We start from the raw sequence: 24961 nt of genomic DNA on the forward strand, positions 1-24961 counted from the left end.
ACCGTAAGCAATGTTCTTGTTATAGACCGACGACCAAATTAAATCCAAAGGTGCGGGTGGCAGGAAACTGCCCAAGTTCAAACCCTCTGGTGATCTCTCCATTTCCCAATGTTCCAAATTCAGGATCAAATGCCGGCCAGCTGGACCAAATGAACAAGTCGCGGCCGAAGACGCCCACTGTGGCCCGCTGCAGGCCTATACGGTTTAGAAAGCCGGCGTTCAGGGAGTAGTCAAAGCGCACCTCACGGAGCTTTAGAAAGTCTGTCGAATACGAGGTGCCTTCTACATTGTCGCGTCCTAGATGCGCGTTGTAATAGTCCCAGACATTTGTTGCGACCACATCGTTCGGACGGTAGGTGCCGTCGCCGTTAGCAATGACGCCGTTACCGATGATACCGTTGTATCGCCCCCGTAGTGTATTTTTAGTTTTTCCCTGTTCAGCGAGGGTAGCGGCGGTTAACGAGTAGCCTACAGCGCCAAATTGTGCGTCGAAAAGGAATCCTAAGCGAAACTGTTTGTAGCGGAACTCGTTGTGTAAGCCCACACGCCAAGCGGGGTTTGTCTGTCCGATGTATTGTACCGAGTCCGTAAGCGTAGGAAGTCCGTTTTCATAAATTATCTGTCCGTCAGGGGCTCTATTGTAACCCCGCCCCCAAAGCTCGTCCATACGACCGCCAACTCTGGCCGTGATGACACCGCGGCTGCCAGGTCCGTTTTGAAGGATCATCTCGTTCATCTCGTCGGTTAACTTGACTACCTTATTTTTGTTGGTACTGAAGGTAGGGCTAACGATCCATTCAAGCCCTTCTGTTTTTCTTATCGGCACAATTCTCGATTCAATTTCCAGTCCGCTATTTTGAACAACTCCGGCATTTACCAGGACGCTGCTTGCGCCGGATGAACGGTCGACAACAGCTCGTAGATGCTGGTTGGATGTACGCGCTGTATAATAGGTCATGTTCAGTGAAAACCGGTTCTTAAACATACTGATATCGGTTCCCACTTCGTAACTCCATGTTTCAAGTGGTTTTAAGTGGAGATTGGGCATGCCGGTAGGATTCGATCTACCGCCTGGGAATGTCGGATCGACTTCATAATTATAGGAGGTCATATACGGATCCATAGAACCGCTCCCAACTTTGGCAGCTGACGTACGTAATTTCAGCAGCGAAAATTGAGACGGCAGTTCGAAAGCATCTGAGACAACGAAGCTTAGATTGATTGAAGGGTATTGAAAGGGTGAGCCGTTGCTGACGGGCGAAGCGAGTGTACTTGCCCAGTCATTACGGAAAGATAAGTCTGCAAACAGGTAGTCTCGAAACGATATCGTTCCGAGCGCATATAAACTGTTGAGTGCGATCTGCGAACGGTAGGGAGTACTGACGAGCACACCTGCGGCGTTGCCCAGATTATATATACCTGGATAAGCCAGCGAGTCAGCAGCGTTGCGCTCGATGGACCCTTCGTTGCGTAAACTGCTGGCACCAGCCGTTACTCTGATTTTCACCTCTTCAGAAATTTCCTTGTTATACGTCAACATGATGTCAGAGCTGACTTCGGTGTTATTTATCACTTGCGTGCGATACATGCCTTTTCTGAATTTTTCCGTGTCGTAAGGACGCTGCTGATTTCTTTTTTCGCTGTTGAGGTCTAAGGTTGTTCTTACCATTAGCTCCCATGCGTTGGAAAATTTATAGCTAGCTTCTATGTTTCCTGTAAGCCCGTGGCGCTTATTCTGATTCAACATTTCGTTTGTAATCAGAAACGGGTTGTCGACCAAGCTACTGAAAGGGTAATTTTGTACCATGTTTTCCTCGCCATGCTTCCAATAGTCCCTTAGCCAGTCTAAAGGGGCGTTCGGTTGATGAAAAATATTCCAATACATGAGTGATTGGTTATTATATCCGCTTGACGGCAAATTGTCGCTTCTATTTTGGCGGTAATTGATTTTCGCCTGGACTTTTAACTTGTCTGTAACGTTATGATTCGCCGTTAACGATACGTTGTTACGCTCGTATCCTGTGTTCGGAATAATCCAGGTATTACGTAAGTCTGTAAAAGAAAAGCGTAGCTGTGTTTTGTCATTTCCACCGTCCAGGCTGATGGAGTTTGTGAAGGTGGATCCCGTCTCAAAGAATTCTTTCCTTGCATTGGGGTAGGGTTGCCAAAGAGTCCGTTCGGCAGCACGGGTCTGTGTAACAGGATCATACTGAAAGTAATACTGTCCGTCAAACTTTGGGCCCCACGCGGAACTCGTGCTTCTTGTGCTGGCTCCATCGGGGCTTTCTAAAAAAGAATAGTATCGCACCCCTTCCGTACCTTGACCGTATTCAAATTGATAGTCAGGCCATCTTGAGATAGATTCCAGCGTCGCGTTGGATGTCACGGTTACACCGACTCCTTTCCGTGACCGACCAGATTTAGTGGTTATAACGATTGCTCCATTTGCACCCCGCTGTCCATAAAGGGCGGTAGCATTTGCACCTTTTAACACAGTTAACGACTCAATGTCTTCGGGATTAATGTCGTTTATGCCTGTTCCGAAATCTGAAGGAGAATCTCCCCCCAAATATGCGCCGTGGCCGGTGCCCACCTGATTACCGCTGCTGTTGCTGACTACAACGCCATCGATAACAATTAAGGCGTCGTTGGTTCCCGTCAGGTTGTTCTCCCCGCGTAAAATTATCTTGTTGGACCCAGCGGGCCCTGCGCCGGAGCGGACGAGGTTTACTCCTGCAACACGTCCAGATAATGCTTCAGACCAGTTATTGGGCAGTGCCTCTGTAAGTTGGTCGCCTTTTAGCTCAGTGGCCGCATACCCAAGGGCCTTTTTCTCCCGCTGTATCCCTAATGCCGTGACGACTACCTCGTCGATATTCTGTGTGTCTTCTTGCAAGATAACACGCTCGTTATCGCTGGCCGAGGAGAATGTCTTTGACAGAGATGTGTACCCAATCAGCTGGAAGGCCACAGTAGCACCGGCTTCTATTTCTATGCTGAAAGAGCCATCAGACTGCGTGGAGCCGACAACGGTTCCTCCGGAGCGAATAGAAACGCCTCCCAACGGCTGCCCTCCGCCGCCTTCTACTACTTTCCCGGTTATCTTTATCCTTTGCTGTTGTGCAAAAGAGGTATTAATAGTCGAGCCGAACACGGCGGCCTCGCCAAGATAACAGGTCATGGCGAGCGCAAGCAGTAACGACTTACGTCGAAACAAGGGGAATCGCCCCTTGTAAGTATTTTTTGTTAACATAGAGTTATGGATTATAGAACTGGTTATAAAAGTTTTTACATAGGTAGATGGTGTACAGTCTAATAGATGCACAGGTATAAAAACGCCGCTAATAGTGCGCCCAGTAGCGGCCCGATAACGGGTACCCATGCATATGACCCATTGAAATGGGCCTTGTTGCGCAACGGAAGGAGCGCATGGACAATCCGGGGGCCTAAGTCGCGTGCCGGATTGATGGCATATCCGGTTGTGCCTCCGAGCGATAAACCGATGACCCATACAAGAAAGGTCACCGGTATTGCGCCGATAGATCCCAGTCCGATCGGCGTATCGTCGCCCATAGAAGCATCCGTAAAATGTAAGATTGTAAAAATCAAAACAAAAGTGCCCACAACTTCGCTTACCAGATTGATAGGCAGGTTGCGGATGGCCGGCGCTGTACAGAAAACAGCTTGTTTTGCTCCGGCATCTTCCGTGTGATCGAAGTGGTCTTTGTACATGAGCCAGACGATGAAGGCGCCAAGCATCGCTCCCATGAACTGGGCGGCCATGTAAGATAAGGAGGTTAGGAGGTCCAATTTACCGAGCACAAGGTTGGCCAATGTAACTGCGCAGTTGAGATGTGCTCCGCTGTGAGGTCCCGCAATCGTGACGCCAACAAAGACGGCCAAGGCCCAAGCGGTACAGATGACAATCCACCCCGAATCGTGCCCTTTCGTACCCTTAAGGACGACATTAGCCACAACACCGCCCCCGAGAAGGATCATGGCTGCAGTTCCAATTAGTTCTGCTAAAAAAGGTGTCATAATGTTAAGGTTTAAAATGATATATTATTGCTGGTTGTAGTTTGCCCAGAATTTGACGGTATCCGTTGCTCTTTTCCATTCCTGAAGTTGGCTTTGATACTTTTTAGTTCTGTCGAAGGCAAACGTCTTCTCTTCTTCCCACAACGTTCGAAGCTGATCGATGTCTTTCCAGAACCCGACGGCCAATCCAGCGAGGAAAGCGGCGCCGAGGGCCGTGGTCTCTGTAATGGCCGGCCGGACGACGTTGGTTCTGAGGATATCCGCCTGAAACTGCATAAGAAAATTGTTTTTCGTTGCTCCACCATCTACGCGGAGCTCTTTAATTTTCGATTTGGAATCCATTTCCATGGCCTTCAAAATGTCATACGTTTGATAGGCGATGCCTTCTAATGCGGCACGCGCGATGTGCGCATCGCTTGAGCCACGTGACAGTCCAAAGAGAGTTCCCCGCGCTTCTGGGTTCCAGTGCGGCGCACCGAGACCCGAGAACGCAGGAACAAGATATACGCCCTCCGTACCCGCAACGCTTGTTGCTAATTTCTCGATGTCTTCAGATTTTTTGATAATGCCCAGCTCGTCCCGCAGCCATTGCACAACCGCTCCGCCGATGAAAATGCTTCCTTCCAGCGCGTAGTTCACCTCGTTGCCGATTTTCCACGCGATGGTTGTAACCAGCTTGTGGGTGGATATAACGGGCTTCTTCCCGATATTCATCAATAAGAAACAACCGGTGCCGTACGTGTTTTTGACCATGCCCTTTTGGGTACACAACTGACCGAACAGCGCTGCCTGCTGATCGCCGGCTATTCCTGCGATAGGTATGGGACGGCTGCCTAACTCTGTGCTTGTTTCTCCATATACTTCGGAGCTGCTACACACAGTCGGCAGCATGGATTTTGGAATATCGAATATGGAAAGCAATTCATCGTCCCAAGCTAGCGTATGTATATTGAAAAGCAAGGTCCGTGAGGCGTTCGTCACGTCAGTAATATGCTTCTCGCCGTTTGTGAGGTTGTAAACGAGCCATGAGTCGACGGTTCCGAATGCCAGTTCTCCCTTTTCAGCAAGTTTTCGGGCGCCACGCACATGTGTAAGAATCCAGTTGATTTTTGAGGCCGAAAAATAGGCATCGATGAGCAAGCCAGTTTTTTCCTGTATCAGCTTGTCGAGACCTTTGTCAGCAAGAGACTGACAATACGCCGCTGTACGGCGATCTTGCCAGACGATCGCATTGTACACCGGTTCGCCTGTTTTTTTGTTCCAGACGACGGTGGTCTCGCGTTGGTTGGTAATGCCAATGGCTTTTATGGCCTCGAGCTTTATTTTCGATTTTGCGATAACCTCCGTAAGGACGGAAAACTGAGTAGACCAGATCTCTCTTGCGTCGTGCTCAACCCAGCCCGACTTGGGAAAAATTTGCGTAAACTCTTTCTGGGCGACATTTTCAATCTCCCCTTTTTTGTTGAATAGGATAGCCCTTGAGCTGGTCGTCCCCTGATCTAATGCGAGAATAAACTCTTTCTTCATACCGTATGGTTTATATGGTTATTATAAATCTATTTAACATGTAAGCTTAGAGCATGTAAGTCTTTACGAGATTTCGATAATCGTCCAGCTCTTTGTCCATCCACAGATCGTCTTTGCCGAGCTGGTCTGCCATTATTTTGGCCACTTTCGGTGCGGCATCCAATGAGGCCTGCGCATCGAGCAGCAGCAGTCTTATACGTCTTGCTAAAAAATCCTCCAGTTTGACCACCATTTCGTATCGGCAGGCCCAGATAATTTCGGCAACACGGAAATCATAATCAGGATGTATCCTTTCAGCGAAGCTGGTATGGGTATCCATTAATTTCCTGATGGGCTCGTAATCCGACCCGTATACCTGCCAATGGCCGGCCCTGCTTTCGGTGCTGTGTCCGTGCAAAGGTAGATCAGCGGTTTTACACCTCTTTTCCGGTAGTTTTCCCGTTTTAATCGCGAGGTCTACAGTTTCTTCGCCCATTTTCCTGTAAGTAGTCCACTTCCCCCCCGTAATAGTAATAAGACCGGAATCGCTTTTTATGAGCTTGTGGTCCCTCGATATTTCTTTGGTGCTTTCTACATTTCCGTCCTGAGGAGCCGCCAAAGGCCGTAAGCCGGCAAAGATACTTTTTATATCGCTCCGTTTGGGCGGATTCTCTAAATATGATTCAGCTGTCGTCAGGATGAAGTTAATCTCTTCTTCCAGTGGACGGGGTTCGATTTGGTGTTCGTTCAACGGGGTGTCTGTTGTGCCCAAGAGCACCTTTCCATGCCACGGTACCCCGAATAGTACCCGTCCATCGCTGGTTTCCGGTATCATTAGCGCGTCTTCGTTGCCCAGAAATTTTTTGTCGACGACGACATGGGCTCCCTGGCTGGGACGCACCAGGTTCTTGTGGGTTGGTGTGTCAAGCTTTAGGATATCATCAACAAAAATACCCGTTGCGTTAATAATCACCTTGGCCATGATATCGTATCTGCTTCCGGAGTCTCCGTCAATAACGGTGAGCCCATTTACGGTCCCTTTTTTGTCTTTGCGGATGTGGACCACTTCGGCGTAGTTAACGACAGTGGCACCGTATTCAACAGCTGTCTGTGCCAGGTTTATAGCGAGACGTGCATCGTCAAACTGTCCGTCGTAATATTGTATCCCGCCTTTTAATCCTTCCGTTTTTACTTTAGGCAATTTTTTAATTACTTCTTCTTTGTTAAGCAGCTTGGACTTCCCAATGCGCAGCTTGCCTGCCATCCAATCGTACAGCTTGAGCCCGATGAGAAATTTCATTTTGCTGATTAGGCCATAAGAAGGAATAACGAAACTTTGAACGAAAGAAACATGAGGTGCATTTTGGAAAATTAGACCTCTTTCTTTCAAAGCAGAATAAACCAGCTTAACATCTCCATTCGCCAGATAGCGAACGCCGCCATGCACCAATTTGGTACTTTTGCTGGATGTCCCTTTTGCGAAATCATATTTTTCGACTAAGAGAGTTCTATAACCTCTGGAGGCGGCATCCACGGCTATCCCGAGTCCAGTGGCCCCTCCGCCGATGATGGCGATGTCCCATTCCGGAGTTGATGCAAGGTTTTTTATTGCTTCGCTTCTTGTGAAATTCATTTTGCTTTCTTTCGTTGTTTGCTAATTGTATAGGTAAAATTAGTAAAAAACGTAAACAAACGAAACTTTATGAAATTTTTTTTGGTTTTGTTTGTTGCGAAATCGGGGTTAATGCTTATCTTGGAGCTATGAACAACGTCGAACGTCATCAGTTTATAATTAAACAAATAGAAAAACATGGCCACGTAGCGGTTGTCGACCTTTGCGAAGAACTAAAGGTTTCTTCTGTGACCATCCGGAAGGACCTGCAGTTTTTGGAAGATGCAGGGATTTTATTTCGCACGCACGGGGGCGCGACCAATGTTAATCCTTATCAAAAAGATCGTTCTATTAATGAAAAAGCCCACCTGCATGCGGAAGCAAAAAGACGTATAGGAATAGAAGCGGCGAAACTGGTGGAGCCAAACGACTCTATTATTATCGCATCCGGTACGACGATGCAGTTCTTTGCGAAGGAAATTTCTCCGCAGGACCGGCTGACGGTTATTACCTCTGCGATCAATGTAACAATGGAGCTCATACGGCATGATAATGTGGATATTATTCAGCTGGGAGGCCCTGTTCGAAAAACATCTTCATCGATTATGGGTCGTTATGCAGAAGACTTGCTGGGCGATTTCTTTTGCTCGAAATTGTTTCTGGGCGTTGACGGAATAGACGCCGAATTTGGAATTACGACGACAAATGCGCAGGAAGCGTTGCTGAACAGAAAAATGATGGAATCTGCCCACAAGGTCATCGTTCTTGCTGACGCCTCGAAATTTGATCGTAAAAGTCTCGGTAAGATCGCTACGTTATCGAAGGTGGATATGATCATCAGCGACGGTATGCCTGTCAAATACCAACAATTATGTGACAACTTAGGTATTGAATACAAAATATGCTAACTTCGAAACTTCAACTAAACTAGCTAATCCATAATGAAAGAAAAAAACACTTCAAGACGTGATTTTATTAAGAAGTCATTGATCGGTGCTGCTGCTTTTTCCATTGTTCCGCGGCATGTGTTGGGTGGCAAGGGTTTTTTAGCGCCCAGCGATCATCTGACCAAAGGTGTGATCGGTGTAGGTTCTATGGGCCGCGGGCACTTCGGTTATGCCGGCACCAAAACCGTAGCGATCTGCGACGTTGATACGCGCCATCTCTCCCTGGCCCAGCAGGCGCTGGGAGGCGGGGTCAAAGAGTATCACGATTTCCGTGACCTTATCCAGGATCCTAAGGTAGATATCGTGCATATCGCGACACCTCCGCACTGGCACGGTATTATGGCGGTGGAGGCGGCCAGATCCGGAAAGGATATCTGGTGCGAAAAGCCTATGACGCGTACCATCGGTGAAGGAAAGAAGGTGAAGGAGGCTGTAGCCCAGCACGGTAACATCTTCAGGCTGAACACCTGGTTCCGTTTTGATGCCAATTTTTACGGCATGAATGTGCCGGTCAGGAAAATAAAGAAACTGGTAGACACCGGTATGCTGGGATGGCCGCTAAAGGTGACAATCAGCAAGCATACGGGCTTTGACTGGAAATTCTACTGGGTAGGAAAAGAACAGCTTCCGGTAGAGCAGGTGCCCAGGGAGCTGGATTATGAAATGTGGCTTGGACCGGCTCCATACAAACCGTACAGTACACACCGTGTCCACACCACCTTCCGGGGCTATTGGGACTACGACGGGGGCGGTCTGGGCGACATGGGACAGCATTATCTTGACCCTGTACAGTATTTTCTCGGTAAAGATGAAGAGAGCCCTGTAAAAATAGAAGTGGACGCTCCGCAACAGCATTATGATGCCGTCGGCACATGGCGAAAGATAACCTATACCTATGCCGATGGATGCCAGATAATCCTGGACGGAGCAGGGACGGAAGAAGGACAGCCCTATATAGAAGGTCCGAAGGGTAAATTATATAAAGGTTTCGTGTCGGACATTCCGGATCTGGAGCGTAAACTGGCGCAGTACCCGGAGCCGGCCCCTCAGGTGACCGACTTTGTTGAAGCGTGCCGTACCAGACAGAAGTTTGCGCTGAACGAGCAGAACGGGTATTATTCGGCAACCCTCGTCAACCTGGGGCTGGCGGCACTGAGGCTCAACCGAACCCTACACTTCGACCCGAAAAAGCAGGAGTTCATAAATGATGAAGCAGCTAATCGATTACTCGACCAGCCGATGCGGGGACCGTGGACTATCTAATCTACCTATTGTAAGAAAATGAAAAAAGTATTTAATACATTATCAGCATTGCTGCTCCTGCAGGTGGCGGCATATGCCCAGCAACCTGCTAATAGAACGTCGGCAACGAAGATTGCCGACGTGTTGGCCCAACAGCCTGCTGAGGAGCGTGAAAAGTTTCTCGCTGCGATGAAGGAACTGGAAAATTTCACGGCAGAGGATGTTACCAACCTTCTTCTGCGGCTAAAACCGCAGGGGGGGAACAACGTCGCTGTCGAGTATGCTGCTAATTCATATTCATTTTACGTGATGCAGCCGGGAATGGATGCAAAGCGGCAGGCTTTTTCGCAGGGCCTGGTGGGGGCTTTGCAAAAGCTGGAGGACAGAGATAATAAGGCATTTGTGCTCCAGTTGATGAAGCAGGCCTCTAAAAACGAGGCGATCGCGGCTATTGTGCCTTATCTTACGGACGAGTACCTGGCCGGTAAAGCGGCGCTGGCACTAAACGGAATAGGAACACCGGAAGCAGCTCAGGCACTCTCACAGGCCTTAGCCGGAGCGACATCGGAAAAAATAACCACCGCGCTCGTTGCCGCGCTGGGCGACCTGCGTTCAAAAGCAGACGAAGAGGCGATTATCGCAGCCTTATCGAAATACACATCGGATAACTTTCAGCGCAATGCGTATACGGCGTTGAGCAGGATCGGGGGTACGAAATCGGCTCCAGTCTTTCTTTCGAAATTAAAATCGGTCGACTACCAGTTCGATAAGTCGAATATCGGCGGGCTCACCCTGGACTACGCAAATAATCTCTATAGCCAGGGCAATCAGAAGCTCGCGCTATCGGTTGTCAATGCCGTCATCCGGGGCGCCCGGAAGGCTGATGCGCCATCGCTGCAGGCCGGCGCTTTGGAGCTGCTGACCAAGGTAAGCCCTGCGAAGGCCCGAAAGCAGCTGATGAAAGCGGCCACAAGTGAAAATGCGTTATATAGAACAGCTGCGCTTGAGCTATTGAACGAACACGGAAGCATCAGTGATACACGTCGGCTGGTCGCGGCATTAGCGAAAGCTTCACCTGACGTGCAGGAGAGTATCTTCCGGTACCTGGCCGGGGATAATAATTTTGCCGACACGGCCGCCGTGGCCGGCATCCTAAGGAACGTGACCGATACCCGTGCCAGGATTGCCGGGCTGCAGGCCCTCTCGAGCCTGTCAGATGGAAGTAATGCAGATTATCTGATTTCGCAGATTGCCCTGGCCGATGAAGCGACAACCAAGGCTATCGTAGCGCTCCTGTTATCTTCGAAAGATGCCAATACCGTAGCTGCGATCAATAAGACCGTTCCCGGCGCGGACAAAAAAACACAGCTGGTATTGCTCGGTGTTTTATCGGGGAGGACCGCTGCGGGATCCTCAAAGGTTGTGCTTCCGCTGCTTGACAGTGACGATACCGACATCAGAGCGGCGGCACTAAAGGCATTACCGAACGTGGCTACACCGGACGACTATGACGCTATTGTGGAACGTCTGTCCAACGCTTCAGCGTCGGATGCGCCAAGCCTGCAACAAGCGCTCGTCAGGGTGGTGAACGCCAGTACGGATAGGGATGCAAAGATAGAAAAACTTAAGGGCACCGCCCTGCAGCAAGGGGCTTCCGGCGGTATTAACTACTATCCCGTGTTTGCCGGGGTAGGTGGCCCGGAATCGCTGGAAGCGGTCCGGAACGGGCTAAGGAGTGAGAGCCGGAAACCGCATGCCGTCAAGGCGCTGGCAAACTGGTCAGGACCTGAGGTGCTTCCAACGTTGATTGCCCTTTCCCGATCTGAAAAAGGAAGTGCAGATTTCGACGTTGTCTTCAAAGGGTTAATTAAGCAGATCAATGCCAGTGAGGATACGCCCGAACAGAAAACGCTGTTTTTGAAAGACGCATTCGATATAGCGGAGACCTCTGCACAGAAAAGCCAGGCACTGGCGGCCCTACAGAGCACCGGAACATACCAGGCCTTGGTGTTTGCCGCGAAATATCTGGATGATGAGGTGCTGAAACGGGCTGCGACAAACACGGCGATGAACATTGCGATGGACAATAAAGCGTTTGTCGGGAGTGAAGTACGGGGCATCCTGGAGCAGGCCATGACGAACCTTTCGGGAAGCGAAAGCTCCTATCTCCGTGAAGCGATCGTGCGCCACCTGGCAGAGATGCCGAAGGGAGAGGGATACGTGTCGCTGTTTAACGGGAAGGACCTGACAGGATGGAAGGGACTCGTCGATAACCCCATCGCCCGAGCCAAGATGTCCGCTAAGGAGCTGGCACAGAAGCAGGCCGTCGCCGATAAAAAGATGCGGGAGACATGGACGGCAGAGAACGGACAGCTCGTATTCAGCGGTCACGGAGACAACATCGCAACAATAAAGCAATACGGCGACTTTGAAATGCTGATCGACTGGAAGCTTGATCCAAATGGTAAGGAGCCGGACGCCGGCGTTTATCTCCGCGGGACGCCACAGGTGCAGATATGGGACATCTCCCGTACCAATGTGGGTGCACAGGTGGGGTCGGGCGGCCTGTATAACAACGTAAAGCATGCCAGGAACCCCTCGACAGTTGCAGACAACGCGTTAGGCGAGTGGAATACCTTTAAAATACGTATGGTCGGCGAGAAGGTGTGGGTGTGGTTAAACGGCGTTCCGGTAGTAGACGGGGTCGTGCTGGAAAACTATTGGGATCGCAACCGGTCTATCTTTCCAATGGAGCAGATTGAATTGCAGGCACACGGCTCCCGCGTATGGTATCGGGATATATATCTGAAGGAACTGCCGCGTAAAGAAGTCCATACACTGAACGCGCAGGAACGGGCAGAAGGATTTGAGATGCTGTTTGACGGGACGGACTTAGATAAGTGGACGGATACGCCGGCATATGAAATAACGCCGGAAGGTTATGTCCGGGCCAATCCTGAAGCCAAGTTTGGAAAGAATCTTTACACCAAAGAGGAATTCGGCGACTTTGTATACCGGTTTGAATTCAAACTGACACCGGGCGCAAACAATGGTGTCGGCATCCGTACACCGCTGGAGGGAGATGCTGCCTACGCCGGGACCGAAATACAAATCCTGGACAACGATGCGGAGATTTATAAGAACCTAAAGGAATATCAGTACCACGGGTCGGCATATGGTATCATACCGGCAAAACGTATAGCTATGAAGCCGGTCGGCGAGTGGAATACACAGGAGATTCTCGTGCAGGGAAGCAGGATTAAAGTAACCTTAAACGGTACTGTAATTTTAGACGGCGATTTGGCCGAGGCATCAAAAAACGGAACACTGGATAAAAAAGATCATCCAGGTCTGAAGAACAGCAAAGGCCACATCGGATTTCTAGGACACGGCTCGGAAGTGTTCTTCCGTAATATCCGAATAAAACGGTTATAGTACCGCCTTATGAAGCTTGCGACAAAACGCCCGATCAACTGATCGGGCGTTTTTCGTGATTAAGAGATAACGTCAGTTTCACCAGAGTAGTGGGAGGAAGGCTGACATGAGCGCCCGCGATATAACCGATACGCTGCCGAAGCCAAGGTGCCCCTGCTGCAGCCGTTGGAATGGATGCAGCAGGGGTATGGCCGCGTCTGCACGTGTTATACGGCCTAAGGCGTCAAAACAAAGGTATGGTTGACTCATCCCGGCTGTCTAAAGCGAGGCCGACAGGCGTTCCAAACTCTTCCGTGTCGAGTATCTTATCAGGTTGTACATTCCCGTTATCAGTTATTTTAAACCGGAAGATTTTTTTCGTTTTGTCTGCCACATAGATGTACTGCCCAGTCGCCCGGGAGTCAATAACCACATCGACGGGTTGCGTAAGTTGTGTGGCTGCGCCGGTAATGATACGGGTAGGTTCTAATTTAGATCCGGAAAGCATTGTTCCGAAGGCTTCAAAGATGAGAATACGGCCCGTTCCGACTGTTGTGCCATCGGTATAGTCGGTGATCGCCAAGACATTTTTTAATGTATCATAGCATAATCCGCGCAGATTTTTTGCACCATCGATTTCCAGTGTACGGCTCGGAGCAAACTGGGCAGAGGAATCCACGGGGTTTACACGTACCGTAGCGATATTGTCGAAAACATAGATGCCGCCGTTATCGCCCTGTTTAGAAACAAACAGCTGGTTGCTTTTGTATGCAGCTCCCCACATTGGCAGGTTTCCGGTGAATAGATTTTTACGTGGTTTTTGATTCCGGCTCATATTTTTGGGTCGGTCTACGACATAAATTCCGGAATTTTCGCCATTGGCATTCACGACAAACAATGCATCGGAAGCCCGGTGATAAGCTAGCCCTTTCACGCTGGAGAAAAAGTTGCTGGTCATACTAGCCGAGGTGTTGGCGAGCTCACCTTTATCGTTGATATTCACCACGTACAAGGACGGATCATTCGCACCAGTGGGGTTTGCACTGGCTTGGATTAGTGCTTTTAAAAAAGGATTAAAATAAATAGGTCCTCCGCCTCTTGCTGGTGAAAGATGAGTTGTATCAAAGCTAAATACCGTAGAATCAGCTCTTCGTACAACACGGATATTGGTGTCCGGTAAGCCGGAATTCGATGTTCCATACTCTTCGAGAGATACATAAAGCCGCGAAAAGTCGAATGCCTGCTGGTCGGGCTCCACCGAATCGTCGGAACATGATAGACAAATAAGTATGGCTAATAGTGCGGGAAAGGAATATTTAATCACTTTTTTCAACTTTAAACGTGTTCGACTATGCGTATTATTCAGAACGTTAAAATACGAATTTTCGATACACTTTTGAAAAGAATTAACGTACCTAACGGCTCATAGGCGGATTGAGGTTAAAAAAAACATCCAACCCGCGGGGTTCTTATGGATCAAGCATAATAATTGGGGTCGATAATCTTGGGCATTCGGGGAGATGCTAACCCCGCATTACTGTGTAACAGCTATCCGATTCTGAAATATAATGAACTCTTATGGAGTTCTAACGCGCAAGGCAAAATCAACCTAAAGTAACGTATAGCGTTACCGGACAGATATCGTGGGTACGTTTTTTTAAAATATAAAACAGTTCATTGTTAATTGAAAAACATAGCAATTTTTCCCCGCCGGAAAAGGAAAAGTGCTTTGCTGACGTTATTTGAACCAACGTGGACGACATTACGTTGGTGCTGCACGTCATTACGTCGCCCGCGGACGTAAATTCCTCGCCCGTGGACGTAAACTCCTCGCCCGTGGACGTAAGCACATCGCCCGCGGACGTAAACATGTCGACCGTGGACATAAACTCGTCGCCCGTGGACGTAAACATGTCGACCGCGGACATAAACTCGTCGCCCGTGGACGTAAATTCGTTGACCGTGGACGTAAACATGTCGCCCGTGGACGTAAACACATCGACCACGGACGTAAATTCGTCGACCATGGACGTGATTACGTCGACCATGGACGTGATTACGTCGACCATGGACGTGATTACGTCGAACACGGAAGAAATTACCTTAAATCTAGACATTATCTCGTCTGATGCCCACGTAAGTACGTCAGCATCCGGTGTAAAGTCATCCGCTGTCCACGACATAGCGTCCGCTCCGCATAAGTTTACGTCGACAGCTGGCGTAATATCCGCCAGCGCTGGCAAGATTACGTCCGCGCAACTTTTTTGTGCGTAGAATGCTTTTAAGCGGCTTTAAGAACAACTTCTTACAAATTTCTGCTCCTGCCAACAAGCTGATCAACGGACAATTTATTTCCAGAAGCATCGACCTTAATTCTAACTATTTAGAGGTGTGGTGATATCAGTTTCTCAAATTATTTGCTTAGTCCACAACTTTTGTACATGATCCCAATTTCTTCCTGTTCAGATTGACCAAATTATTTGCTTAGTCCACAACTTTTGAAACTGATCCAATAAAAGACGGTTCGAAATAAAAAAAAGCTCCAATCTTTTGATTGAAGCTTTGCGGAAGGAGCGGGATTGGTTCAGCCCCACGGGGCCCAGGGTAGCCCTGAACCCTCTTCGAGTCGAACCCGTGGGTTCTCATCCCTTGGGCATCAAAATAAAAGACGGTTGGAAATAAAAAAAGCTCCAATCTTTTGATTGAAGCTTTGCGGAAGGAGCGGGATTGGTTCAGCCCCACGGGGCCCAGGGTAGCCCTGAACCCTCTTCGAGTCGAACCCGTGGGTTCTCATCCCTTGGGCATCAAAATAAAAGACGGTTGGAAATAAAAAAAGCTCCAATCTTTTGATTGAAGCTTTGCGGAAGGAGCGGGATTATTGCATGATCCCCAATGGGGGAGGCTTCACAAAAAATAAAGCCATTCACTTCGTTCATTCTTTTTGTCGTTTAACCCTTTTGTTCAAACGTTGTTTGCAAAAGTCTATAAACGACAAAACCCGACAATAGTCGGGCTTTATTTTTTAGTGGCGGAAGGAGCGGGATTCGAACCCGCGGTACCGTTTCCAGTACGACAGTTTAGCAAACTGTTCCTTTCGGCCTCTCAGGCACCCTTCCGTGTTTCGACAGTGCAAACATAACGCAAATATTTTATTCTGCAAAGCTTTGAAATGTATTTTTTAACAAATTTTAATAACATTCTGACTGTCAAAATGATTAGGTTTTTACTGGATTGCAGGCGTTGTTTTCTTGTTTATATCGTAGTCTATCCGCACGTGGTAAATGCTTTTTAGCATGGACTTAAAGATCTCTGCAACCTCGGTGATATCGCGCATGGTGATATCTGCATTCATAAACTGACGCTGTTCGATTTTATAATCTATAATTTTGTCAACCAATTTATCAATGGAGTCCGCGGTAGGCTCTTTCAGGGCTCTGGAAGCGGCTTCTACCGAATCCGCCATCATCAAAACTGCTGTCTCTTTTGAAAACGGCACAGGCCCCGGATATCGGAATATACTTTCGTCGACGAGTTTATCAGGGTTGTTTTTGACAAAAATGTTAAAGAAATAATCTACCCGCGTGGTGCCATGGTGTGTTCGGATGAAGTCGATTACAGCCTCAGGCAGGAGGTTTTTCTTAGCCATCTCAATACCCTTGTGAACATGGGATATAATGATCTGTGCCGATTGCTCAGGGGTCAGTTCCGCATGCGGGTTGGTATCGGTCTTTTGGTTTTCGATAAAAAACAGCGGGTTGAGCATTTTGCCGATATCGTGATAGAGCGCGCCAGCCCTAACCAGCAATGGATTTCCACCGATCTTATAAATCGCCGCTTCCGCCAGGTTGGCTACCTGGAGCGAGTGCTGAAAGGTTCCCGGAGCTTTGAGTGATAACTCACGGAGGAGACGCGAGTTGCTATTGGTCAACTCCATTAAAGTCAGGTCAGAGACGATACCAAAAAGACGCTCAAAGGCATAGATAAGTGGATAAGCAAGAAGCGTTAAGCCCACACTGACGACGAACGGGACAATATCCGACCAATATATGGAATGAAGCGTTCCATTCCTTGTTAGCACCAGACCGACATACGCAACAATATATGTGGCCAATATGATTAATGACGAGATCAGGAACTGTTCCCGTTTTACAAGTGTTTTTATGCTATAGATCGCCACCATCCCGGAAATAAACTGTAGAAAAACAAACTCATAGCTGTTTGGCACAAACAGGGCGGCAATCAGTACCATTAGAAGGTGGATGTTGAGCGCTACACGTGTGTCAAAGAGCACTCTAAAAATGATCGGTACGCTGCAATAGGGAATATAATACAGACTCGGTATTTTCATATTAATGGCCCATGATAGTACGCCTAACATAGACACAATGACAATCATAATGATAAAGATCAGCCGGTTATTGTAGTAGATAGAGCCCCGAAAGAAATATAGGAACACCATGAGCAGGGCTATGCAGAGCGAAATCATCACGAACTGCCCCAGGGCCACGAAATTTTGATTTCCACTTATCCGTGCCTCATCCTCGAATACTTTTCTTAGCGATTCCAGCTTTTGGTAGGTTTCATTGCTGATGATCTTATCTTTCTCAGCGATCAGTTCCCCCTTTTGAACCACGCCACGGGTGGTCGAGATGTTTGCCAGGGCATTCTGCTCGACCTTGTTTGTGAGGTTTTCATCGAAGATATAGTTAATGGTAATGTAATTTTTCAAAATCTCGGCCAACCAGCGTTTTCTGTCGATTTTGCCGTTCTTTTCTAAGCTTTGTTCTATATACTGGTTGGCCGATTCAATGGTGAAAATATCGGCAGTGTTCTTCTGCTGGGCGATGTTTTCATGAACCAATGTGAAATTATACTGACTTTGTGTTCTGTCGACCTTTTCGGGGTTATTGCCCTTGTTCTGATACCTGTTATTGAGGGATATAATGCCTCGGTTATAGACGTAGTTCAGTAGGGCATTGCCGACTGACTGGTATACTTCCAGGCTCTGCTGGGAGAGGGAGTCCATGCTGCTGATCTGCCATTTTTCGGCGATGTCCGTATTGAATTGGTCGATCTGTTCCTTGCTGGCGCTTACATTTAGGTTGTAAATCGGTTGTACCGTTTTCAGAATCTGCTCCCGATCCCGGTCCAATTCCTCCTGCGTTTTCAGAATGGCAAAATTATAGGGAGATACGAGGTTGTCATGGTTCCAGGCCTTCCCTTTTTGAAATTCATACCGAAACCGCGGCTGCTTAGGGAGGAAGATACATATGAGGATAATGGCCAAGATGACCATGGAAAATTTAATCAGAAACGAGTTGTTCTGATGCTTTCCGCGAATGTAGTTTATTTTAAGTTTAGCCAAAATCCTGTTGTATTAAGTGCGTTTTACAAACTTAGATAAATTGCCCTTTAGATGCAATATAAACGCGCTAGATAGTAAAAGCAATTATCGATCTCTCCTCTGCCACCTAGAACTGTTTTATTAGCGGAAATCTTCTATAATAAAAGTAAATCGCTGACTGGATTAAAATACGAAATTTCCCGAAAATTAGTTTTGGACTTCCGTATCTTTGCGAAAAATAACAAACATGTCTACAACAAAACATTTGATTGCGCCTTCTGTTCTGGCGGCGGATTTTGCAAAACTTTATGATGACGTACAGATGGTGAACAGGAGCGAGGCAGATTGGTTTCATATCGACATTATGGACGGGGTTTTTGTGCCCAACATTTCCTTCGGATTTCCCGTTATGCAAGCCATCGCCAAGCACGCGAAGAAACCACTCGACGTTCATCTGATGATTGTAGATCCCGACAGATATCTGAAGACATGCAAGGACTCGGGAGCGGCGGTTATCACGGTACATTACGAAGCCTGTACGCACCTTCACCGGACCTTGGCAGCTATCAGAGAGCTAGGGTGCAAAGCTGGAGTAGCTCTAAATCCCCATACGCCCGTGAACCTGTTAAAAGATGTTCTTCAGGACCTCGATCTCGTTTGTCTGATGTCGGTAAATCCGGGTTTTGGCGGGCAGAAGTTCATTGAGCAGACCTATTCAAAAATAAAGGAGCTGCGTACGTTGGCAGCTGGGGTCAACGATCGTCTACTCATCGAGATCGACGGCGGTGTAGGTGCCGGGAACGCAGCGGCATTACTTGAGGCAGGGGCCGACGTACTGGTTGCAGGCAGCAGTGTTTTCGCAGCAGCAGATCCAGAAGAGGCAGTCCGCCAATTGAAAAATGTACAAGCCGGCCTGCAGAACGCATAGACGTTGCGGATGGCAGTGTGGGTTGATAGGTTTATCTTCGAAAATAGGCACTGACAAGCTGGATGCTTGCTTGTTTGGATTTATTCCAAATTATGGTTTAGCTTGTCTGAAATCTACTTAAAACCTATTCTTTTTTGTATTTTTGTGTGATTCAGAAATCGGGATAACCGGTTTAGTTTTAATAGAGTACATCAAATAATTATTAATAAATGGCTTTTGATATAGAAATGATCAAAAAGGTTTATAGCCAGTACGATGAGCGTATCGCCGCTGCACGTCAGGTTGTTAATAAGCCTTTAACCCTTGCTGAGAAAATTTTATATGCTCACTTATGGGATGGAAACGCGACTCAAGCTTATGAGCGAGGAAGTTCCTACGTGGACTTTGCTCCGGATCGTGTTGCCATGCAGGATGCAACGGCGCAGATGGCTTTGTTGCAGTTTATGCAAGCTGGACGCGCTAAGGTGGCTGTTCCTTCTACAGTTCACTGCGATCACTTGATTCAGGCAAGAGATGGTGCTGAGCAGGACTTAACACGGGCAAAAAACGAAAGCTCAGAAGTATTTAATTTCTTATCTTCCGTTTCAAATAAATATGGTATTGGTTTCTGGAAACCCGGAGCCGGTATAATCCACCAGGTCGTGCTGGAGAACTATGCTTTTCCGGGCGGTATGATGATCGGTACGGATTCACATACGGTGAATGCCGGTGGTCTAGGTATGGTGGCTATCGGTGTAGGTGGTGCGGATGCATGTGATGTAATGGCAGGATTGCCATGGGAGCTGAAATTCCCTAAACTTATCGGTGTTAAGTTAACCGGTAAATTAAGCGGATGGGCTGCACCTAAAGATGTTATTCTGAAGGTAGCTGGTATCTTAACGGTTAAGGGCGGTACCGGAGCCATCGTGGAATATTTTGGAGAGGGCGCTGAGTCGCTTTCATGTACCGGTAAAGGTACGATCTGTAACATGGGTGCAGAAATCGGGGCTACGACATCTACTTTCGGATACGACGCGTCTATGGAGCGCTATTTACGGGCTACCGGTCGTGCAGATGTAGCAGATGCGGCCAACGAAATCAAAGCTCACTTGACGGCGGACCCTGAGGTATACGCTAATCCGGAGCAATATTTCGATCAGCTAATTGAAATCGACCTTTCGGAGTTGGAGCCTTCTTTAAATGGTCCATTTACTCCCGATTTATATACGCCGGTGTCTCGTATGCGTGAAGAAGCTGAGAAGAACGGGTGGCCACTGAAGGTAGAGTGGGGGTTAATAGGTTCTTGTACCAATTCTTCTTACGAAGATTTGTCCCGCGCCGCTTCTATCGCGAAGCAGGCAATCGATAAAGGTTTGGTTACCAAAGCCGAATTCGGGATCAACCCAGGTTCCGAGCAGGTACGTTACACAGCCGATCGCGATGGCCTGTTGAAGACGTTTGAGGAGCTAAATGCAACGATCTTTACCAATGCTTGTGGCCCTTGTATCGGAATGTGGGACCGTGCGGGAGCCGACAAACAAGAGAAAAATACCATTGTACACTCGTTTAATCGGAACTTCGCGAAGCGTGCCGACGGAAACCCAAATACATATGCGTTTGTGACTTCTCCTGAGATGGTTGCTGCTATCGCAATATCCGGAGATTTAGGTTTCAATCCTGTTACGGATACACTGATAAATAAAAACGGCGAAGCAGTGAAGTTGGATCCTCCAACGGGTGAGGAATTGCCTTCTAAAGGATTTGACGTGGAAGATCCCGGTTACCAGGCGCCTGCCGCTGACGGCTCGGGTGTTCAGGTTGATGTTTCTCCAACGTCCGACCGCCTACAGTTGCTCGAACCGTTTCCTGCATGGGAAGGTACAGACTTAACAGGTCTGAAACTGTTGATTAAGGCGAAAGGTAAATGTACTACGGATCACATCTCCATGGCGGGTCCTTGGTTGAAGTACCGTGGTCACTTGGATAACATCTCCAACAACATGCTTATCGGAGCGGTGAATTATTTCAACGATAAGACGGATCTCGTTAAAAACCAGTTAACTGGCGAGTACGGACCGGTTCCGGCTACGCAACGTGCTTATAAAGCCTCAGGTATCGGATCTATCGTTGTCGGCGATGAGAACTACGGTGAAGGATCGTCACGCGAACATGCTGCGATGGAGCCTCGTCACCTTGGCGTGCGCGCAGTTTTAGTTAAATCATTCGCCCGTATTCACGAAACGAACCTGAAAAAACAAGGTATGTTAGCATTGACGTTTGCCAATAAGGATGACTACGAGAAAATTCAGGAGAATGACACAATCGATATCCTTGGATTGACGACTTTCGCACCAGGCAAGTCATTAACGCTTGTGTTGCATCATATCGATGGCTCTCAGGAGGAAATCGTGGTTAACCACACCTATAATGCACAACAGATCGAATGGTTCAAGGCCGGTGGAGCATTGAATATCATTCGTGCAAATCAGGCGAAATAATAGAATTCGTCACGATAAAAATCATGTCTCCTACATTTGTTCTAAACAAACGTAGGAGACTTTTTTGTTTTAGTCCTTTTAACTTTTAAGTTTACCAGGCGGTCCATACGGGCAGCAGAACCGAAGAAAAATGCCTCATTGCGAGGCTCAAGGTTTGCGGAAACGGATAAATCGATTAGGCGTTGTTATGTCGAACTGAGAGAGGGGGACGTCATTCCAAAAGGTGTGAAGTGTCCGCCGTGTGCCGATCTTGATGGCATCATACGTGTATAAGGGATAGATTGCTTCCCCGTTGCACCCGTCGACAGCAGCACCCCTTAACCGTAAATATGTTATCGAGGCTAAAGGAGATGGCAGGCATGGATAACCGGCAATTATGACGTCGTCGTCATTGCTCCTCCCGTTTTTCATATTCGCAATAACGACGACATCAGGCTTTGGACAGCCACTTTATGGACATTCTATCAAAAGGCGGAATAATTATTCTCCCAAATCGTTAAGCAAGTAATGCAATTTCTTGCTTAATAGCATTTTGGGTTTCTTTGCTAACCGTTACTAGTGGTAGACGAACGTAGTCGGAAGAAATTATTCCTTTCTCTTTTAACATATACTTTACGCCGGCAGGATTTCCTTCGACAAAACAAAGATCCGTAATTTTAAGCAGCTGGTTATGGATGGTCCGGGCGTCCGTATAATTTCCTTCCGCGCATAATTTGGTAAGTTTAGCTACTTTTTGCGGGTATGCGTTTCCTATAACGGATATAATTCCCGCTGCTCCGATGGACATCATAGGTAAAGTGACAGGGTCGTCGCCAGAGATCAGGAGGAAAGAGGCCGGCTTATCGCGCATGATTTCACTAAACTGCGCGAAGCTTCCAGAAGCTTCTTTTGTCGCGACAATGTTGCTGTATTCGTTTGCCAACCGTAAGGCAGTGGATGGGGCGACGTTGCTCCCCGTTCTTCCCGGTACGTTGTATAGAATAACTGGAAGTTTTGAAGCCTCCGCGATAGCTTTATAGTGCTGGTATATACCTTCTTGCGTTGGCTTGTTGTAGTAAGGGGAAACCGAAAGAATGGCGCTATATCCGTCCGTGTCAAACTGTTGGATCTGTTTTACAACCTCGGCGGTATTGTTGCCTCCTATTCCGGCAACCAGGGGTACGCGTCCGCTAACACGCTCCGCTGTAAAGTCCCAAACTTGCTTTCGTTCTGCTGCAGTTAACGTTGCTGTTTCTCCTGTAGTGCCTAAAGAAACTAAATAATCCATGCCCTCATCGATCTGGAATTCTATCAGTGCACCTAGCGACTCAAAATCGATTGTTCCATCTTCGTTAAAAGGAGTAACTAAAGCTACGCCTGCTCCATGAAGCTCATTCATTGTGTGATATATAATTTAATGCTATTGTTTAATCATCTGTAAAATATCCTGATCGGAAATGATAGGAATTTGTAGTTTTTCCGCTTTGGCTAATTTAGATGGCCCCATTTTGTCGCCGGCCACGAGGTAATTTAGTTTCGCGGAAATCGAAGAAACCATTTTTCCGCCATGCGACTCGATCAGCTGTGCAAGTTCTTCGCGGGAAAAGTCTGCGAAGACGCCGGAAATCAAAAAGGTCTTTCCGCTCAGGCTGTCGCCGGCAAGTGTGATCTGCCGTTCTTCTATTTCGAAGTGCAATCCCGCAGCCTTGAGTTTTGTAATCTCGGCCAGGTGCCCGGCATCGTGTAAATAGCTGTGCACGCTCTCCGCGATGCGCCCGCCGATATCTTGTACCCCTGCAATTTCTTCCACGCTGGCAAGGGCCATGTTGTCTATGTTTTTGAAGTGCAACGCGAGCTTTTTCGCAATGGTTTCGCCGACATGGCGGATGCCAAGGGCGAATAGTACCTTTTCAAATGGCTTCGTTTTGGAGTTTTCTATTCCCTGCAGCATGTTCTCGATCGATTTTTCGCCAAACCGTTCTAACGACATCAGGCGATCCCGGTGATCTTTCAATGCATAGATATCGGAAATCCTACGAAGCAGCCCTATTTTGTAAAAGGTCTCCATGGTTTCATCTCCCATGCCTTGGATATCCATCATTTTCCGACCTATAAAATGCTGTAACTTACCCACTATCTGAGGTCGGCAACCATCCTCGTTGGGGCAATAATGTACGGCTTCTCCTGCTTGCCGGATCAGCGGAGTTCCACACTCCGGACACAGGGTCGGGTAGGCTATTGGCTTCGTATTTAAAGCCCGCTTTTCATTGTTTACGCCAACAATCTTAGGGATAATCTCACCGCCCTTTTCCACGTATACCGTATCTCCTTCGTGCAGGTCTAAACGTGCGATTTCGTTAGCGTTGTGTAACGACGCCCGTTTTACGGTCGTCCCCGCTAGCAGGACAGGCTTTAGATTTGCTACAGGGGTGACAGCGCCGGTCCTTCCCACCTGGTATGCGATGCTGTTTAAGGTTGTTTCAGCCCGCTCGGCTCTATATTTATAGGAGATAGCCCAGCGGGGCGACTTTGCGGTAAAGCCCAGCTCTTCCTGTTGTGCGTAGTCATTAACCTTAATTACTATACCATCGATGTCATAGGATAAGGAGAGCCGCGCTTCATCCCAATAGTTGATGAAGTCGAAAATCTCATCGATATTTTGACATAGCCGGGTATGTTCGCAAATGGGGAAGCCCCAGTCCTTGACGGCCTGTATACTTTCCCAATGGGTGTTGAAAAGTTTATTGCGATTATCGGTATACAGAAAATAGAGAAAGCAATCCAGCGGTCGCTTTGCTACCTCTTTTGGATCTTGCAGCTTGATCGTGCCGGACGCGAAATTTCTAGGGTTGGCATATGTAGGCTCGCCATGATCTTCCCGTTGCTTATTGAGTCGTTCGAACGCGGGCCGGTGCATAAAAATTTCGCCCCTGATTTCAAACATCGACGGGTAGTCACCGTTTTTCAGCCGGTGGGGAACGCTATGAATTGTTTTTACGTTGTTGGTCACTTCGTCACCCTGTGTGCCGTCTCCACGGGTCACGGCACGGACTAATTTCCCCTCTTCGTAAGTCAATGATATAGATAAGCCGTCGAATTTTAACTCGCATACATATTGAACGTCGTCGCCTACAATCTTGCGGACGCGCTCGTCAAAATCGCGAAGTTCCTGCTCGTTATAGGTGTTGCCCAAAGACATCATTGGCCAACGATGACGCACCGTATTGAATTTCTGCGTAATATCACCCCCCACTTTAAGCGTTGGAGAGTTGGGATCTATATATTGCGGATATTGGGCCTCGAGCGCTTCGAGCTCCTTCAGCTTCTGATCAAAATCGTAATCCGAAATAACCGAGTTTGCCAATACATAGTACTGATAGTTATACTCGTTTAGCTCTTTCGTTAGAAGCTTGATTTTTTCTTGAATATCTGCTGACATAGTCTGCAAATTTATGAAATTAAGCGCGTATTCAA

At 47.8% G+C, this 24961-nt stretch carries 14 protein-coding genes and 1 tRNA gene; 5 read left to right on the forward strand and 10 right to left on the reverse strand.

Annotated elements, in window-relative coordinates:
- Positions 1-19 precede the first annotated feature (19 nt).
- Genes BC792_RS04610 through BC792_RS04625 form a run of 4 tightly spaced genes read right to left on the reverse strand, consistent with a single transcriptional unit; the run spans position 20 to position 7177 of the window.
- Entirely contained in the window at positions 20-3253 is a 3234-nt protein-coding gene (locus BC792_RS04610) for a SusC/RagA family TonB-linked outer membrane protein (protein WP_170249957.1), read from the reverse strand.
- Positions 3254-3312: 59 nt separating this feature from the next.
- A complete protein-coding gene (locus BC792_RS04615) occupies positions 3313-4038 on the reverse strand; it encodes an MIP/aquaporin family protein (RefSeq protein ID WP_148907818.1) in 726 nt (241 codons plus the stop codon).
- A 24-nt stretch (positions 4039-4062) separates the two neighbouring features.
- The gene (gene glpK, locus BC792_RS04620) at positions 4063-5565 is read right to left on the reverse strand and encodes a glycerol kinase GlpK (RefSeq protein ID WP_148907819.1); all 1503 of its coding nucleotides are present in this window, start codon (positions 5563-5565) and stop codon (positions 4063-4065) included.
- Between the two features lie 46 nt (positions 5566-5611).
- On the reverse strand, positions 5612-7177 hold the full coding sequence (locus BC792_RS04625; protein WP_148907820.1) for a glycerol-3-phosphate dehydrogenase/oxidase: 1566 nt from the start codon (positions 7175-7177) through the stop codon (positions 5612-5614).
- A gap of 128 nt (positions 7178-7305) precedes the next feature.
- Here BC792_RS04625 and BC792_RS04630 point away from each other — a divergent pair, with 128 nt between their 5' ends.
- The 3 genes from BC792_RS04630 to BC792_RS04640 are packed head-to-tail and all read left to right on the forward strand — an operon-like array spanning position 7306 to position 12780.
- Positions 7306-8064, forward strand: a complete 759-nt coding sequence (locus BC792_RS04630; RefSeq protein ID WP_148907821.1) for a DeoR/GlpR family DNA-binding transcription regulator — start codon at positions 7306-7308, stop codon at positions 8062-8064.
- Between the two features lie 33 nt (positions 8065-8097).
- Positions 8098-9366 carry a Gfo/Idh/MocA family oxidoreductase gene (locus BC792_RS04635; RefSeq protein WP_148907822.1) on the forward strand — a complete coding sequence of 423 codons (1269 nt, stop codon included), beginning with the start codon at positions 8098-8100 and terminating at the stop codon, positions 9364-9366.
- 18 nt (positions 9367-9384) lie between these two features.
- Positions 9385-12780 (forward strand): DUF1080 domain-containing protein, encoded by a 3396-nt coding sequence (locus BC792_RS04640; protein WP_148907823.1) that lies wholly within the window; start codon positions 9385-9387, stop codon positions 12778-12780.
- Positions 12781-13003: 223 nt separating this feature from the next.
- On the opposite strand, the gene BC792_RS04645 is transcribed toward BC792_RS04640, so the two are convergent.
- The 4 genes from BC792_RS04645 to BC792_RS04660 all read right to left on the reverse strand — a co-directional run bounded on the left by BC792_RS04645 (position 13004) and on the right by BC792_RS04660 (position 18124).
- Positions 13004-14092, reverse strand: a complete 1089-nt coding sequence (locus BC792_RS04645; protein WP_148907824.1) for a hypothetical protein — start codon at positions 14090-14092, stop codon at positions 13004-13006.
- Positions 14093-14363: 271 nt separating this feature from the next.
- Positions 14364-14942, reverse strand: a complete 579-nt coding sequence (locus BC792_RS04650; protein ID WP_148907825.1) for a hypothetical protein — start codon at positions 14940-14942, stop codon at positions 14364-14366.
- A gap of 843 nt (positions 14943-15785) precedes the next feature.
- Positions 15786-15875: transfer RNA gene (locus BC792_RS04655), tRNA-Ser, on the reverse strand.
- Between the two features lie 107 nt (positions 15876-15982).
- On the reverse strand, positions 15983-18124 hold the full coding sequence (locus BC792_RS04660) for an HD family phosphohydrolase (protein ID WP_148907826.1): 2142 nt from the start codon (positions 18122-18124) through the stop codon (positions 15983-15985).
- Positions 18125-18350: 226 nt separating this feature from the next.
- On the opposite strand from BC792_RS04660, the gene rpe reads away from it, so the two are divergent.
- Complete coding sequence (gene rpe, locus BC792_RS04665; RefSeq protein ID WP_148907827.1) at positions 18351-19031, forward strand: ribulose-phosphate 3-epimerase; 681 nt, start codon at positions 18351-18353, stop codon at positions 19029-19031.
- A 209-nt stretch (positions 19032-19240) separates the two neighbouring features.
- Positions 19241-21508 (forward strand): aconitate hydratase, encoded by a 2268-nt coding sequence (locus BC792_RS04670; protein WP_148907828.1) that lies wholly within the window; start codon positions 19241-19243, stop codon positions 21506-21508.
- 496 nt (positions 21509-22004) lie between these two features.
- On the opposite strand, the gene dapA is transcribed toward BC792_RS04670, so the two are convergent.
- Entirely contained in the window at positions 22005-22886 is an 882-nt protein-coding gene (dapA, locus tag BC792_RS04675; RefSeq protein ID WP_148907829.1) for a 4-hydroxy-tetrahydrodipicolinate synthase, read from the reverse strand.
- Between the two features lie 21 nt (positions 22887-22907).
- Positions 22908-24926, reverse strand: a complete 2019-nt coding sequence (gene ligA / locus BC792_RS04680) for an NAD-dependent DNA ligase LigA (RefSeq protein ID WP_148907830.1) — start codon at positions 24924-24926, stop codon at positions 22908-22910.
- Positions 24927-24961: the final 35 nt, after the last annotated feature.

The organism is Sphingobacterium allocomposti (assembly GCF_008124885.1).
Lineage (GTDB): Bacteria > Bacteroidota > Bacteroidia > Sphingobacteriales > Sphingobacteriaceae > Sphingobacterium > Sphingobacterium allocomposti.